Genomic DNA, 16,094 nt, shown 5'->3' on the forward strand with positions numbered 1-16,094 from the left:
GTTGTACAATCTGAAATCTGGTTGAATTTCATCGTAATTTCATTTTGAATTGCCAAACTATGAGTAATACACAAAATTACTCATAAACATAATCCCTATGCGATTCTCTCACTGGAAAAATAGTTTTTTGTCATTAAGCTTAATTGCGATCGCATCTGTATCTAGTAACTTGGTAACAGCTTGTTCCCAAAGTACCGCCCAAAACCATACCAATAACGATCACCAGATGGATCACGGGGGTATGATGCATCACGGTGGTGGGATGAATCACAGCATGGCAATGGATTTAGGGCCAGCCGATGCTAATTATGATTTACGCTTTATTGATGGCATGATTGCCCACCATCAAGGCGCGATTGTGATGGCGAAAGAAGCACAGCAAAAATCAAAACGCCCAGAAATCAAAAAGCTAGCAGACGACATTATCAAAGCCCAAAATCAAGAAATTAGCCAGATGCAAACCTGGCGCACAGCTTGGTATCCCAAAGCGGAGGCTAAACCAATGGCTTATGATGCTCAACAAGGTAAGATGATGGAGATGTCATCAGAGCAAATGCAAGCCATGATGATGAGCATGGACTTAGGTGCAGCCGATAAAGAATTCGACCTCCGCTTTATTGATGCGATGATTCCCCATCATGAAGGCGCTGTGACAATGGCTAAAGATGCTTTGCAAAAAACCAAGCGTCCTGAGATGAAGAAATTAGCGCAAGCAATTATCAAAGCACAAGACGCTGAAATTAACCAAATGAAACAGTGGCGAAAGGCTTGGTATAACAAGTGAGGGGAATGGGGATTGGGGATTGGGGATTGGGGATTGGGGAAGGGGGAATGGGTAATTATGTAAGTCTTTAGCCTACAAAAGTTGCTTATGAATTTGTGTAAGGCGATGCATTGCGATTGTGACTCGATACATTAACAATGCAAGGCGATACATTGCGATTGTGACTCGATACATTAACAATGCAAGACGATACATTGCGATTGTGACTCGATACATTAACAATGCAGGGCGATACATTGCCATTGTTACCCCATACATTAACAATGCGAGGCGATGCATTGTGATTGTGACTCTATACATTAACTTCCCTAGTCTTCAATCCCCAGTAACCTATGCGAGTTCTCTTAGTAGAAGATGAAGAAGATTTAGGTAGTGCCATCGTTTGAATTTCATAAATCAATACTAAGCTTCTAGCTCACAATAATGCCAAATCCTCTTAGCATTGTGGGTAAATAATCATCAAGATTCTTAATATGTTCATCCGTAAGTTCAATCAAATTCAAATCATATTTCTGATAAATATCCTGTTTTTCTCTTTTACGTGATACATATTGTGGGTCATTATCGTAGCCCCAATACTCAATATAAACTCTACCAGCAGGAATATAAAAATCACAGTAAACTTCTTCTGCAACAGGAAGTTTTCGCTCATAAGCATGAACTAAACCAGCCATGTAAAGCCAGTTATCAATTGACAATTCAGCTTTGGAACGAACCCAATGTCCATCTGTAGCGCGATAATTACCAGCATGAAACTTCTCGCGAAAGTCTGACTTACCGTTATCAACAGTTAAGTTTGCTTCCACATCATATTCGCTAATTTTGCGAAATGTATCCAGAAAAATTTGATTATTGAAGATTTCCTCTGTCCAAACAACGTAAGGTTTTTTGCCTTTGTCATCATACTTTTGTACTCCTCCAAAGTTCAACCCTAAATTTGTAGCTATCCAACCATTCTGAACTTTATCTAATAATCCGAGTTCAGCCAGGATAGGATTAATAGCATTCCGCGATACACCAAGCCGCTCACTGATTTTGGTAGCTGATATTAATGTAGCAGTAGAAGCCAGACTATGAGCATGAGATGTAGAAGCAGCTTGAGAATCTATAGAGTTATTTGCTTTTGAATTATTGACTTTCCAATGCTTGTAGCAAAGTTTATAACCTGGCTTTGAAACTAACTGGTTGCAACCTAAGACTGTACAATATTCTGCCATTATAGATGACGTTGTATATAGTAAATATACAGACATATATAACATTCGTAAAAATTATCAGCACCCGAATTAATACTAAATATTAATTACAGCCACAAATTCAAATAAATTGATCATTAAAACAAAGTCAATCGTTTTGCGATCGCACAACTCACAACTACAGCTCATTCCTTGGTTGGTTGAGCATCAGCGTTCTATGGGCTTAGTCAAAGCTGTTCGTCAGCGACACCGACGCAACGCCGCCAGGTCGCTTGACATTTGGGCTTCTGCCTTAACTTGACACCTATGGCAAGATGCCCGCCCCACAAGATGGAATAATTTATTTCTTGGAAGTCCCTAAGTGAACTCGCTACATTAACAATGTCAGCAGGAAGTAGCGATAAAGGGTATGTAGACGCGTAGTAGTGTTCGCGTCGCTTGCTTCCCCGTAGGGGTACGAGAACGCTAACGGCGAATCCGTAGGGTGAGAGATGCAAAAGCATAGAAGAAATTCCCATTACCCATTACCCATTACCAAATCACGTTGCTCCCCTCACCATTCGCGTAATCCAAATCGGAAATAATTAATTCCCAAAAAACCATGAAATTCCTACTATATATAGCTTTGGTTTTGGTAATCAGAATAGAAAGCTTACACTTACCCGATTTCCCTCAAAGATTTCAGTAGGAATCTGAATGTATCGGTGCGATCGCACCGTCATCGCACTGTGAACTAACCACGCCTCTAAAGGGTATATGGATAAAAGTTTGATGCGATTAATCCTTTTTTTGTAAGCCTTTTAACCATTTTGATGAATTCTTTATTTTCAGAATCGATTACGCGAACGATGAGGACTAACGGTAGAATATACCTAATTTTCGTAGCTTCAAACAACGAAGTATGACAATGCATTCTTCTCTTCAACGTGCTTTTGCTAACCGCTGTGTCCTGAAGGCGATCAGCGGTTTAAATAACTTTGATAGCGATCGCGTCGCCGCTACTATCAAAGCCGCCGATTTAGGCGGTGCTACATTTGTCGATATCGCTGCCGATGCTGATTTAGTTAAATTAGCGAAAACATTGACCAATTTACCAATCTGTGTGTCAGCAGTAGAGCCAGAAAAATTTTTGCAAGCTGTGGCAGCTGGTGCAGATTTAATTGAAATCGGAAATTTTGATTCTTTCTATGCTCAAGGACGTAGATTTGAAGCTGAGGAAGTTCTCGCACTAACTCACCAAACCCGCGCCTTACTGCCAGAAATCACCTTATCTGTTACTGTTCCCCACATCCTGACACTAGATCAACAGGTACAACTAGCAGAAGAACTAGTCAAAGCTGGCGCTGATATTATCCAAACCGAAGGCGGCACTAGCAGCAACCCTGCCCACCCCGGAACCTTAGGCTTAATTGAAAAAGCTGCTCCCACCTTGGCAGCAGCCTTTGAAATTTCCCGTGCAGTTTCCGTACCAGTATTGTGCGCTTCCGGCATTTCTAGCGTCACAGCACCACTTGCGATCGCTGCTGGTGCAGCTGGTGTTGGTGTTGGTTCCGCCATTAACCAACTCAACAGCGAAGTAGCCATGATTGCCGCCGTTCGCAGCATCGTTGAAGCCTTAGCAACCGCTAAAGTAGAGGTTAAATAGGGCATGGGGCATGGGGCATGGGGCATTAATTATTTTCCCTTGTTTCCCTTGTCCCTGCACTCCTTACTCCCTTCTCTTCTACTCAGCACTCAGCACTCAGCACTCTTCTATCCCAAACAATCTTTCAGGGCGTAAATCACTTGGTCTTGTTGTTCTTGCGTGAGTTCTGGATACATGGGTAAAGCAATCACTTCATGAGAGATTTGCTCTGATACTGGTAAGTATCCTGGTTGATAGCCGAGGTCTTGATAAACTGGCTGCAAATGTAAAGGCAGGGGATAATAAACCATTGAACCTACGCCCCGTTCCTGTAATTGCTGGCGCACTGAGTCTCGATATTGGGCAGTAGCACCATTGCGCCCTTTACCAGAGACGCGTATTGTATATTGATTCCATACCCCAGCGCCCCCGGCTAATTCTTGAGGCGCGATTAAACCGGGAACTTGGCTGAGGAATTCGTGATAATAAGCTGCGATCGCCCGCCGTCTTTCATTCCAATTATCTAAATAACGCAGTTTAATTCCCAAAATCACTGCTTGTATTGCATCCAAGCGGCTATTTACGCCAATTTCTTCATGAAGGTAGCGAACTTTGCTACCATGCTCACGTAATACCCGCAGTTGACTAGCAATAGCTGGGTCGTTAGTAGTGATTGCACCCCCATCACCGCAACCGCCAAGGTTTTTTGTGGGGTAAAAACTAAAGCAACCAATATGTCCAATACTACCTACTTTTTGATTGCCCCAACTTGCGCCTGTAGCTTGGGCACAATCTTCAATTACCACCAAATTATGAGATTGTGCGATCGCCATTAGCGCCGTCATATCTACAGGTTGCCCAAACAGGTGAACTGGGATAATAGCTTTAGTTTTGGGTGTAATTGCCGCTGCTACCTGTTGTAAATCAAAATTAAAAGTATCATCAATATCAACAAAAACCGGCTTGGCACCTACAGCACTAATTACCTCAGCCGTAGCAATAAAAGTGAAAGTTGTCGTAATTACTTCATCACCTGCACCAATATTTAAAGCACGTAGCGCGAGAAAAAGTGCATCAGTACCAGAATTACAAGCTACACATTCAGTTACGCCATGATAAGCAGCAAACTGTTTTTCAAAACCTTCTACTACAGGCCCGCCAATATAACGACCAGAAGCCAAAACTTCTAAAACAGCAGCACTCACTTCTGCTTCTATAGTCGAGTATTGCTGTTTAATATCAAAGGCAGGAACGGAATTTAAACTTTGGATCATGAGTTTTTATGAATCTGGAAATACAAAAGATGCACTTCGACAGCCAATTGTTGCTGATTAAATTGTCAATTAGAAAATCACAGCAGACTGTCGTTGAAAATACTTATTATTGAGGGTTTATACTGGGCATTTGGTAATTTGGTGTTTGGTGTTTGGTGTTTGTTATTTCCCCTATTCTCCTTGTCCCCATTACCCCTTATCCCCAGAGGGGGCCCCGAGTTCCCCAGTCCCCAATCCCTAGTCCCCAATCCCCAGGAGGTAACTAATGCCAGATTTGATCAAATTAGATTTAGCTGATTTAGCGATCGCAATTGGCTTGATGGCGATCGCAGTTGGTTTATCTGCTTGGGAAAAGTTAGGGCTAGAGTTGAGCTTGGTTTTCGCTACTGGAAGAACTATTCTCCAGCTACTCGTCTTGGGATACGTTTTGGACTTCATCTTTGCTGTAAACAACGTTTGGGGGGTTTTGGCAATTTTAGTAATCATGCTGACGATTACGGCGATTGTCGCACGAAACCGCATCAGTCAAAAACTTCCCCTTGTGTTGCCTTGGGTGTGGGGGTCAATTTTTGTTAGTACAGCATTGACTGTGCTTTATAGCATCTTTTTGATTATTCAACCAGAAAGATGGTACGAACCAAGGTATATAATTCCGCTAGCTGGGGTAGTTTTAGGTAATGCCATGAATGCAGCTGCGATCGCAGGGGAACGTCTGGTAAATACCATCAACTCTTCCCATTTAGAAATCGAAACTCACTTAAGCTTAGGCGCAACTCCCCAGCAAGCTATTACCCAGTACCGCAAAGAAGCCATTCGCGCTGGCTTAATGCCTACCTTAAATCAAATGATGCTCATCGGTATGGTTGCACTCCCAGGAATCACCACCGGACAATTACTCGGTGGCGTACAACCCCCCGACGCTGTATCCTACGAAATTTTATTGTTATTCATGGTTGCTTTTGCGAACTTGCTCACAACACTGTTAGTCACCAGAGGTTTATGTCGTCAGTTTTTCAACTCCACCGCCCAATTGGTAAGGTGATGAGGGGGATGAGGGAGATGAAGAAGATGAGGGAGATGAGGGGGATGAGGGGGATGAGGGAGATGAAGGGAAATAACAAACACCCAATTACCCATTACCCATTACCCATTACCAAATGCCAACCTCCCATTTTTGTTACATTTGTTTGTGAAAGTGGAAATCAAGCAGCAAGAAGTATTCCGTGACTAAGCAAATATACCGCAGGATATTGCAGCGCCAAAGCCATTTATCGAAAATAATGGGAGCAGGATGGATTGCGATCGCACTTTGTTTAACAGGATGTGAGCAAGCGATCGAGTATTTGCCACCCTTACCACACATTGAAATCCCATCCAACAAACCACCACAACCGCCACAGCCAGCACAAACTCCCCAAACTGCCGAAATTGAGTCACAAGTTCGCCAACAAATTAACCAAGTACGCCAAAAAAATGGGCTTCAGCCTTTAAAAAATAATGAAAAATTAGCGCAAGTAGCCCGCAATTACAGTCAGCAGATGGCAGAAAAAAACTTCTTCAGCCACACCGGAATTGATGGTAGTACCCTCAGCGATAGAGTCAGCGCTGGCGGAATCTCCTATTGGATGGTAGGAGAAAACTTATTTAGAAGCAAAAATATTTCTCAGCCTGTACAACCTGCCGTTGATGGTTGGTTAAAAAGTCCAGGACACAGAGAAAATATTCTCCGTCCAGTCTTTAGAGAAACAGGTGTAGGAGTGTGGCGTAAGGGTAATACCTACATCATTACCCAATTATTTTTACGGGGTTAAAACTACTAGTAGTCTGCCAAACCAAAAATGTTAGGTGGAGGTTGGGTAAAGGTTAAAGGGAAAAGGGTAATGGACAAAAACCTTTCCCCTTTACCCAACTTTGCTGGACTGCAAGATCCCCGACTTCTTAAAGAAGTCGGGGATCTGACCCCTCACCAATTCTCATCACTTTTGCGATCGCCCACTAGATTTAACTAGCTGGATTATTAGGCGGTAGTTGTTCTGGTGGTGCTTCGGCTGGGGGAGCCAGTACAGCATCCGGTGCAACTTCTTCGACGGGAATCGGTTCTTTATCCTCAGCCTCAGTATGTGGTTGTGCAGCTTCCACTAATTCGGGAGATGGGGGATTTGGAGGAATTACTTCTGGTATTGTCTCGCTGGTTGTGGTGGTTTCGTTAGTTGTGACTACCTCATCTACTGGTGTTTCTAGTATCAAAGTGGGAGCTTCACTAGTTGCGTTCACATCCTCTTGTGGTGTTTCTGGTGTAGCTGTGGTGTTGTCAATAATTTCTACAGTAGGCGGAACTTTGGGTGTAGGGGTAGTTGTTGGAGTTTTCGCAACTGGTGAGGTTTTTTTATCAGTTTTTTGGAATCGATTTTTCACACCGCTCAAGGTGTTACCAACACCCTGTTGCAACTGCGCCAAGCGTTCTGTGAGTGACAACTTAGTAACCTGCTGCTGAATAGAAGTTTTCACAGCGTCGGAACTGGGAACAGGTGTTTGTTGGGCCTTTGGTGTCACTTGTCGGCGTAATGAGAAAGTTTGCCAACCAAACCAGCCTAAAAGCGCGACACTAGCTACATGACCCAGTAAAAGACCGCCATTAATACGTGGTGCAAAAACCCATAACATTAAGGCGTAGAATAGCCCTACGCCACTCCAGATAAAGTCATTCTTCCGATGGATTTCTGGAAAAAAGAAAGCTGCTAAATAAATGGTTAAGCTACCAAGGCCCACCGCCAAAGCTAGGACAAATGCCAGCATTATTTGGTTTCTCCTTTTACTAGGGGTTAGGGGTTAGGGTTTAGGGCTGAGGGGTGAAACATCACTCTATTCCCTAGTACAAAACAGCGCCAATCAAGCAACCATTGGAATTAGGCCAAAGCCTTGATAGGCAAAATGTTTGACGTTTGACTTTTGAGTTTTGCTACAACGGGGTTCCCCGCGTAACGTGCTGGCTGCTTTTGACTTTGTCGCAGCAGTACTAGGCCCCATTCTCTAAGTTCCTCGCCCCTTTGATCAGATATTTTAATTTTGCAAATTTTGCAACCTAATTGTTGATTTAGATACAAATTAAAATTAATCACCTATGTTAGCTGCGGATTAATCTCGCTGAGATTAATCCTTTCTTAAGATCTTCTTTAGGAGAGAAGCTAATATCTCGGACTACCCTTAAAGATAAAAGGATCTGCAAGAGTTAGCCAAACATAGTTTATGACCCTACAAAGCTTTGGTGTGATTGGTTTAGCCGTTATGGGCGAAAATATCGCTCTAAACGTCGAGCGTAATGGCTTCCCAATTGCAGTTTATAACCGCTCCAGAGAAAAGACCGATGCCTTCATGGCTCAACGCGCGACAGGAAGGAATGTTAAAGCCGCCTTTACCCTGGAAGAATTCGTAGCTGCACTAGAACGTCCCCGCAAAATCTTGGTGATGGTGCAAGCTGGTAAGCCAGTAGACGCAGTTATTTCTCAACTCAGACCTTTGCTAGACGAAGGCGATATCATTATCGACGGTGGCAACTCTTGGTTTGAAGATACAGAACGACGCACCCAGGAATTAGAGCCTACAGGTTTGCGATATCTGGGTATGGGTGTGAGTGGTGGCGAAGAAGGCGCACTCAATGGCCCATCCCTAATGCCTGGTGGTACAAAAAGCTCTTATGAGTATCTGTCACCAATTTTTAACAAAATTGCGGCTCAAGTCGATGATGGCCCTTGTGTAACTTATATTGGGCCTGGTGGTTCTGGTCACTACGTCAAAATGGTGCACAACGGCATTGAGTATGGTGACATGCAGCTAATTGCTGAAGCCTACGATTTGCTGAAGAATGCGGCTGGACTTGACCATAATCAGCTGCATGAAGTCTTCGCTCAATGGAACACCACCGATGAACTCGATTCATTTTTGATTGAGATTACGAAGAATATTTTCCCTTACATTGACCCAGAAACAAATCTACCTCTAGTAGATTTGATTGTTGACGCAGCAGGGCAAAAGGGAACTGGACGTTGGACTGTGCAGACTGCATTGGAATTGGGCGTTTCGATTCCCACCATCACCGCCGCCGTTAATGCTCGGATTATCTCTTCTATTAAAGAAGAACGGGTAGCAGCCTCGAAAATTTTGACAGGCCCTAGCGGTAAGTATGATGGGCAAGTCAAAGACTTTATCAACAAAGTTCGTGATGCGCTGTATTGCTCAAAAATCTGTTCTTACGCTCAAGGGATGGCGCTGCTATCTACAGCTTCCGCCACTTATAAATGGGATCTGAATCTGAGCGAAATGGCGCGGATTTGGAAAGGTGGCTGTATTATTCGCGCTGGCTTCTTGAATAAGATTAAGAAGGCTTTTAACGAAAATCCAGCATTGCCTAACTTGCTATTAGCTCCCGAATTTAAGCAAACAATTCTCGACAGACAAGCAGCTTGGCGGGAAGTAATCATGACAGCAGCTAAATTGGGGATTCCAGTTCCAGCGTTTAGCGCTTCTTTAGATTATTTTGACAGCTATCGCCGCGATCGCTTGCCTCAAAACCTCACTCAAGCACAACGCGACTACTTCGGCGCACATACCTACCTGCGTACCGATAAGCCTGGAAGCTTCCACACTGAGTGGGTTCCCATTGATGAGAAAAAGTAAACTACATTCTGTGATGGTGTAGAAAGCTTCAATATTTACTTGGTAAGTGGTTCTGATTTTCAGAGCCACTTTTTTGCCTTGTGTTTCAGGCGGAATATTCCATAGCTTAATACGCTTGGGTTCAGGTATTTAGAGATTGATTTGTTAGTTGGTTGAAAGGCAAAGACTTGGGGGATTCTCCCCCAAACCCCCGATTGGGTGACGGTTGCGTCCCCCAAACCCCCTCCAAAATTAGGCTGCTGTTTTTTGTGTTTTTTTGTTGAGTAACTAGTTTTTGAGGTTTGTTGTCGATTAATTTCAAGACTTACGCAAGCAAAATTTGTCATTGCGACCGAAACAAAGTGTAGGGAAGCAATCCCAGAATCTCAGGCGATTACGTCGCTGCGCTCGTAATGACGTAATTACGTGACTTTTGCGTAAGTCCTAAATTTTTTTAACTGAAGTGTATTGTTTATTTTTGTATGTATGGCTGTTTTCGTTTATGCATCACATCATAGGGAACAATGCTGTGCCCTAATAATGATCTGTATTCTCAGCAATTGAGAACCGCTATAAACTTTATAATCATCCTTCCGTATTGTTTTTGATAGATTAGAAAGAAAGCTTATATAATTTACGCTGACTTATCATAATTTCCCATGACAACTTCTAAACGCCGCTATCACATTACTACTTTTGGTTGCCAAATGAATAAAGCCGACTCAGAGCGCATGGCTGGCATTTTAGAAGACATGGGCTTTGAGTTTGCTGAAGATGCCAATAATGCAGATCTGATTCTCTACAATACCTGCACAATTCGGGATAATGCCGAGCAAAAAGTATATTCTTACTTGGGTAGACAAGCCAAGCGCAAACACGAGCAACCTGATTTAACTTTGGTTGTTGCTGGTTGTGTTGCTCAACAAGAAGGTGAGAGCCTGTTGCGGCGTGTCCCCGAATTAGATTTAGTGATGGGGCCGCAACACGCTAACCGCCTCAAAGATTTGCTGGAATCGGTATTTGAAGGTAATCAAGTTGTGGCTACTGAGCCAGTTCATATTATGGAAGACATCACCCAGCCGCGACGGGATAGTAAAGTTACCGCTTGGGTGAATGTGATTTATGGCTGTAACGAACGCTGCACTTATTGTGTAGTTCCTAATGTGCGTGGTGTAGAACAATCCCGCACGCCGGAAGCCATTCGTGCTGAAATGGTAGAGCTAGGAAAGCAAGGTTACAAGGAAATTACTTTACTGGGTCAAAATATTGATGCTTATGGTCGTGATTTACCAGGGGTGACACCAGAAGGACGACATCTGCATACCTTCACAGATTTACTGTATTACGTGCATGATGTGCCAGGAGTTGAAAGAATACGTTTTGCTACTAGTCACCCTCGTTATTTTACTGAGCGATTAATTAAAGCTTGTGCGGAATTACCCAAGGTTTGCGAACACTTCCATATTCCCTTTCAATCTGGGGATAACGAATTATTAAAAGCGATGGGGCGTGGTTATACCCATGAGAAATATCGCCGCATAATTGACACCATTCGCCAATATATGCCAGATGCATCGATTAGTGCAGATGCAATTGTCGCTTTCCCTGGAGAGACAGAAGCACAGTTTGAGAATACCTTGAAACTGGTAGAAGATATTGGCTTTGACCAATTGAATACAGCCGCCTATTCTCCCCGTCCTGGTACACCAGCGGCTTTATGGGAAAATCAGTTGAGCGAAGAAGTCAAAAGCGATCGCCTACAAAGATTAAATCATTTAGTGGGCATCAAAGCAGCCGAGCGATCGCAACGTTACTTTGGACGCATTGAGGAAGTTTTAGTAGAAGACCAAAACCCCAAAGATCCAACTCAAGTAATGGGACGCACAGGCGGTAATCGTCTGACTTTCTTTACTGGCGATATTAAAGAACTCAAAGGACAATTAGTGAAAGTCAAAATTACTGAAGTTCGCGCCTTTAGCTTAACTGGCGAACCTATAGAAGTGCGCCAAGCTGTTTCAGTTTAGGCATAGTTCGTAATACCCTGCGGTACTCCTACTCTACGAGAAGGGCTACGCCCAACGGAGAACTCGGAGAGTAGGTTTTGCTCATCTACGTAATTCGTAATTACGAATTCAAATTAAGGTTAAGGGTTAAAGGTTTTTTCCTTACTTTTTCCTATTACCCTTTTTCCCGTTAACCGACAAGTATTGATATAAATGCGATCGCTTCTGGTAAAGCCGACTTAAACTAGCTTCATAGCATCGAATTTACGTGCTGCATCTTTGGATTCCAAACATCAAACACCAAAAAACTAACGTAGTAATTCCTCTATTTGATGTTGACTCCACAAAGTTCTGTAAAGGCCTTCTTTTTGCACAAGAGTTAAGTGAGTACCTATTTGGACTATTTTCCCCTTTTCCATCACAAAAATTCGGTCAGCAGCAGCCGCCGCCGATAGTTGATGCGTAATAAAAACGACAGTTTTCTTGACTGTACCAGTCGAAAGATTTTTGAGGATTTGGGTAGCTGTTTGATTATCGACGCTAGAAAGAGCATCATCCAAAATTAACACTGGGGCATCAACTAACATAGCTCTAGATAAAGCAGTACGTTGTCTTTGACCTCCAGAAAGAGTAATCCCCCGCTCACCAACTATAGTGTCATACTTTTGGGTAAAATTGTTAATTTCTGATTCAATTTGCGCCATCTTCGCTACGTATTCTACATTTTCTTGCTCGCTAAGTGGGTCGCCGTAGCGGATATTATTTCTAATGGTGGTGCTGAACAGAAAACTATCTTGGGGGACATAGGCGATCGCAGCTCTTAAATCGGCTAAGGCTATTTTGGTAATGTCCGTTCCATCTAGAAATAACTGTCCTGGCTCAATTTCTAATAAGCGAGGTAAGGCGTTGGCTAAGGTAGATTTCCCAGAACCAATAGCACCAACAATTGCCACGGTTTCCCCAGGATTAATCGTGAAGTTGATATTATCTAAAGCTGGGGTGGTAGCGCCTGGATATGTATAGGTGAAATTTTTGGCTCTCAGTTTCCCTTTAACTTGGGTTTTTGGTAGATGAACAACATCATCTGCATCTTGAATTTTGGGTGTAACGCTGAGAATTGATTCTAAGCGATCAATACTCACCTCACCTCGTTGGTAGGCGGTAATGGTAAACCCTAACAAAGCAGTGGGAAAAACTAAACGCTCGACATAAATTAGGAGTGCTAAAAAATCCCCCACAGCTAGGTTTCCCGCCGCAATGCGGGATGCTCCCAACCAGAGAATTATCAGTGAACTAATATTGGCTAAACCCCCAATCAGGGGAAACAGTGTATTGCGGCTTTTTGCGAGTTCCAAGTTAGCCGTCAATAGCTGCTGATTTTTCTCGGCGAAGGCGCGACGTTCGTTTTCTTCTTGAGCATAAATTTTAATTAAGGCAATACCACTAATATCTTCTTGAATGAGTTCGCTAATGTCAGATAGTTGTTCTTGAACTACAGTTTGTTGTTTACGTAGGCGATCGCTAAACAAATGCACCAACAAGAACATTAAGGGGTATACTGCCAGCGAGGCTAATGTCAAATCTACGCTAATTGCCAACATCACAGGCAATGTTAGAACGTAGGCAAAAAATGTATTTGCTAAACTCAGGACGGCAAAACCCAACAACCGCTTGATATTTTCGACATCACTAGTAGCCCTACTAATTAAATCACCGATAGTATGTGTGGCGAAGTAAGAAGGCTCTAGCTTCAGTAAATGTTCAAAAATCCGTTGTTTTAAATCAAATTCTACCTCTCTTCCCACTCCGAACAGCCAAATGCGGGAAGACATCCGAATTAACCACATTGCTGAACTGAGCAAGAAAATGACGACTACGTAATTGAGAATTTCATACCAGTCGAAATTTGTTGAAAGTCTGTCAACGCAACCGCGAATCAACCAAGGTATATAAACGCCTAATCCATTGACAGTCAGCAAAGCTATAATGCCTAAAATTGCCTCCCGCCAATGGGGACGCAGGTAAGCACTGAGTTTAGCAAGTCGTCGAGATTGTAACATTCAGAACTAGCACAGAGCAGGGAAGTGGGGAGCAGAAGATGAGCAACTCAAAATTCAAAATTGAGAAATTTTGAACGCCAGTCACTTCTCCCAAAGGGAGACGCTACGCGAACAAGTCGGGAAACCCCCCCATAGCGCTGGCTCTTATTGCAAGCAACACTACTCACCCTCCTCCTATTCTGACAGAAATAACAATTTAAATAAGGCCAGCCACCAAGACATAGTGCTTTGGCCTTGCGATTAATGACCTTTTAGGCTTATCCTTGACGACCACGCAAGAAAATATAAATCTGGTTAAGATAACTTTCCCAGACTTGGGTTGTTACTTGCAGGGTTTCGGCACTTGGTACAAAGTCTTCAATGCGTAAACCACGGTTTCTGATGTCCTGAGGATTCTGCAACAAATAAGGCGGGACTTTCACACCAAATTGATTTAAAGCTATGGTTGACTGACTCATATCAGCTGGAGGTAGAATACCATTCGCTGCCACATCAGAGACATTACCGATGGTATTTGCTGGGCCTAAAGCCACCAGAGTTTCTGAATCAGGAGTTAGTTGGGAAGCCGCAGACGCTAACCTCATATACTCAACTCTTTCGAGCGCTGCTAACTGAGGATTACCCACCGTTGCAACAGGTGTCCTGACTAAAAAGTAAGCAATAGCGGGTGTACTTGCTAACAGTAAAATTGTCAGCGCCCAACCTAGTAAATATCCTCCTGGTTTATCGATTCCACCCCCCTTGATTCTCTGTGCCGCGAAAATCAACATCAAGACCGATGCACCTAGAGGTTTTAGTGGAAATGATACCATCCTCCACAAAGATGCTACAGCTGGTTCGTTAGGGTTCAGAAACGCCAGGGCTACAACAATCAACAGGATGACTATGACTAATCGTCCCACAAAATTCCCCGCAGGATAGAATCTTTGGAACAAAGAGTATACAACAGTGCCAATTAATAGCCAAAGTAGTACTCGGCTTAACAGTAGAAACATAGTAGATTAACTCTCAAATTTTCCGATGCAGTGAGCCATTGCGGTAGACGGGGTTCCCGACATATAGCAAATAGCATTCCTTTAAGGGACAGCCTCAAGGTTTCGGGCAGCGGATTTATTTTCTCGTCAAATTGTAAACGCACTGTTACCTGACTTAAAATACCTCACACCTCACACCCAAAGACTACCGTCGTAGTGATTTTAGTGCAATTTTTTGACACTGCGTCTATTATTTAAAATTTTCCCAATGAGTAATGAGGCACCAGTACATTAGATTAGTTGAGTAACTGTAACTCAAAAGGATAAACTATGTCACCGGAAAAGCCCACTATTTTAGTGACAGGAGGAGCAGGATATATCGGTTCCCATACCGTGTTGGCCCTGAAGCGAGCAGGTTATGAAGTGGTAATACTTGATAACCTCGTGTATGGACATCGTGACTTAGTAGAGCAGGTGTTGCAAGTAGAGCTTGTAGCTGGTGATACTGCCGATCGCCCTTTACTTGATAAATTATTTCAAACCCACAATATTACGGCAGTGATGCATTTTTCTGCCTACGCCTACGTGGGAGAATCAGTTACAGACCCAGCAAAATACTATCGCAACAATGTTTTAGGTACCCTGGTGTTGCTAGAAGCGATGCTAGCGGCATCTGTTAAGAAATTTGTATTTTCTTCTACTTGTGCAACCTATGGAGTGCCAGAAGTTGTACCAATTCCCGAAAATCATCCCCAAAATCCGATTAATCCCTATGGCGCTACCAAGTTAATGGTAGAGCGGATTCTTTCTGACTTTGATACTGCCTATGGTTTAAAATCGGTGCGTTTCCGCTACTTTAACGCTGCTGGTGCCGATCCTACCGGACTACTAGGAGAAGACCACAACCCCGAAACCCATTTGATACCCTTGGTATTGCTGACAGCTTTAGGTAAGCGGGAATCGATTTCTATTTTCGGTACAGATTATCCCACACCAGATGGTACTTGTATTAGAGACTACATTCACGTGAGCGACTTAGCAGACGCTCATGTTTTAGGATTGGAATATTTATTACAAGGCAACGACAGCGAAGTCTTTAATTTAGGCAATGGTCTAGGCTTCTCAGTAAAGGAAGTAATTTCCGCAGCCGAAGATGTAACCGGATTAACCATCCCAGTCAAAGAATGCGATCGCCGTCCCGGAGATCCACCATCCTTAATCGGCAGTAGCGAAAAAGCCCGCAAAATCCTCGATTGGCAACCCCAGTATCCAGCCATCAAAGATATCGTCCTCCACGCCTGGCAATGGCATCAAAAGAGGCATAAATAATGGGCATGGGGCATGGGGCATGGGGAATGGGTAATGGGTAATGGGTAATGGGTAATGGGTAATGGGTAATGGGTAATGGGTAATGGGTAATAGTAATTTCTCCCCTGCTTCCTCATCTCCCTCATCTCCCTCATCCTCCTTCCTCATCCCCCTTGTCCCTTTTTTCCTTTTTACCTTTTCCCCAGTCCCCAATCCCC

15 protein-coding genes are annotated in these 16,094 nt (G+C 43.3%); 8 read left to right on the forward strand and 7 right to left on the reverse strand.

Annotated elements, in window-relative coordinates; translation table 11 throughout:
* Window positions 1–97: 97 nt before the first annotated feature.
* The gene (locus HG267_RS24025) at window positions 98–784 is read left to right on the forward strand and encodes a DUF305 domain-containing protein (RefSeq protein ID WP_045868320.1); all 687 of its coding nucleotides are present in this window, start codon (window positions 98–100) and stop codon (window positions 782–784) included.
* A 72-nt stretch (window positions 785–856) separates the two neighbouring features.
* Here the strand turns inward: HG267_RS24025 and HG267_RS24030 are convergent, their stop codons facing one another.
* Window positions 857–1,084, reverse strand: a complete 228-nt coding sequence (locus HG267_RS24030) for a hypothetical protein (RefSeq protein ID WP_155538992.1) — start codon at window positions 1,082–1,084, stop codon at window positions 857–859.
* A gap of 110 nt (window positions 1,085–1,194) precedes the next feature.
* Complete coding sequence (locus tag HG267_RS24035; protein WP_052335065.1) at window positions 1,195–2,001, reverse strand: hypothetical protein; 807 nt, start codon at window positions 1,999–2,001, stop codon at window positions 1,195–1,197.
* Between the two features lie 109 nt (window positions 2,002–2,110).
* Between HG267_RS24035 and HG267_RS24040 the strand changes: the two genes are divergently transcribed.
* Both HG267_RS24040 and HG267_RS24045 read left to right on the forward strand, forming a co-directional pair.
* Window positions 2,111–2,281 (forward strand): hypothetical protein, encoded by a 171-nt coding sequence (locus tag HG267_RS24040; RefSeq protein WP_155538994.1) that lies wholly within the window; start codon window positions 2,111–2,113, stop codon window positions 2,279–2,281.
* Window positions 2,282–2,881: 600 nt separating this feature from the next.
* Window positions 2,882–3,625 (forward strand): DUF561 domain-containing protein, encoded by a 744-nt coding sequence (locus tag HG267_RS24045; protein ID WP_045868322.1) that lies wholly within the window; start codon window positions 2,882–2,884, stop codon window positions 3,623–3,625.
* Window positions 3,626–3,732: 107 nt separating this feature from the next.
* Here the strand turns inward: HG267_RS24045 and HG267_RS24050 are convergent, their stop codons facing one another.
* Window positions 3,733–4,878 carry a DegT/DnrJ/EryC1/StrS family aminotransferase gene (locus HG267_RS24050; protein WP_045868323.1) on the reverse strand — a complete coding sequence of 382 codons (1,146 nt, stop codon included), beginning with the start codon at window positions 4,876–4,878 and terminating at the stop codon, window positions 3,733–3,735.
* A gap of 265 nt (window positions 4,879–5,143) precedes the next feature.
* Here HG267_RS24050 and HG267_RS24055 point away from each other — a divergent pair, with 265 nt between their 5' ends.
* Both HG267_RS24055 and HG267_RS24060 read left to right on the forward strand, forming a co-directional pair.
* The gene (locus HG267_RS24055) at window positions 5,144–5,920 is read left to right on the forward strand and encodes an ABC transporter permease (RefSeq protein WP_045868324.1); all 777 of its coding nucleotides are present in this window, start codon (window positions 5,144–5,146) and stop codon (window positions 5,918–5,920) included.
* Between the two features lie 238 nt (window positions 5,921–6,158).
* On the forward strand, window positions 6,159–6,689 hold the full coding sequence (locus HG267_RS24060) for a CAP domain-containing protein (protein ID WP_045868326.1): 531 nt from the start codon (window positions 6,159–6,161) through the stop codon (window positions 6,687–6,689).
* 190 nt (window positions 6,690–6,879) lie between these two features.
* Here HG267_RS24060 and HG267_RS24065 read toward each other — a convergent pair whose 3' ends face one another.
* On the reverse strand, window positions 6,880–7,674 hold the full coding sequence (locus tag HG267_RS24065) for a Ycf66 family protein (RefSeq protein WP_045868327.1): 795 nt from the start codon (window positions 7,672–7,674) through the stop codon (window positions 6,880–6,882).
* A gap of 450 nt (window positions 7,675–8,124) precedes the next feature.
* On the opposite strand from HG267_RS24065, the gene gndA reads away from it, so the two are divergent.
* Window positions 8,125–9,552 carry an NADP-dependent phosphogluconate dehydrogenase gene (gene gndA, locus HG267_RS24070; protein WP_045868329.1) on the forward strand — a complete coding sequence of 476 codons (1,428 nt, stop codon included), beginning with the start codon at window positions 8,125–8,127 and terminating at the stop codon, window positions 9,550–9,552.
* A gap of 638 nt (window positions 9,553–10,190) precedes the next feature.
* Entirely contained in the window at window positions 10,191–11,555 is a 1,365-nt protein-coding gene (gene miaB / locus HG267_RS24075) for a tRNA (N6-isopentenyl adenosine(37)-C2)-methylthiotransferase MiaB (protein ID WP_045868331.1), read from the forward strand.
* Between the two features lie 287 nt (window positions 11,556–11,842).
* Here miaB and HG267_RS24080 read toward each other — a convergent pair whose 3' ends face one another.
* Window positions 11,843–13,594, reverse strand: a complete 1,752-nt coding sequence (locus HG267_RS24080) for an ABC transporter ATP-binding protein (protein ID WP_045868332.1) — start codon at window positions 13,592–13,594, stop codon at window positions 11,843–11,845.
* Between the two features lie 257 nt (window positions 13,595–13,851).
* Window positions 13,852–14,589: a hypothetical protein gene (locus HG267_RS24085; protein ID WP_045868333.1), complete on the reverse strand. Its 738-nt coding sequence runs from the start codon at window positions 14,587–14,589 to the stop codon at window positions 13,852–13,854.
* Between the two features lie 309 nt (window positions 14,590–14,898).
* Here HG267_RS24085 and galE point away from each other — a divergent pair, with 309 nt between their 5' ends.
* A complete protein-coding gene (gene galE, locus HG267_RS24090; protein WP_045868334.1) occupies window positions 14,899–15,897 on the forward strand; it encodes a UDP-glucose 4-epimerase GalE in 999 nt (332 codons plus the stop codon).
* Here the strand turns inward: galE and HG267_RS24095 are convergent.
* Window positions 15,879–16,013 (reverse strand): hypothetical protein, encoded by a 135-nt coding sequence (locus HG267_RS24095; protein WP_255325154.1) that lies wholly within the window; start codon window positions 16,011–16,013, stop codon window positions 15,879–15,881. The genes galE and HG267_RS24095 overlap by 19 nt on opposite strands.
* Window positions 16,014–16,094: the final 81 nt, after the last annotated feature.

This window comes from Tolypothrix sp. PCC 7601 (assembly GCF_025677855.1).
Classification (GTDB): Bacteria; Cyanobacteriota; Cyanobacteriia; order Cyanobacteriales; family Nostocaceae; genus Aulosira; species Aulosira diplosiphon.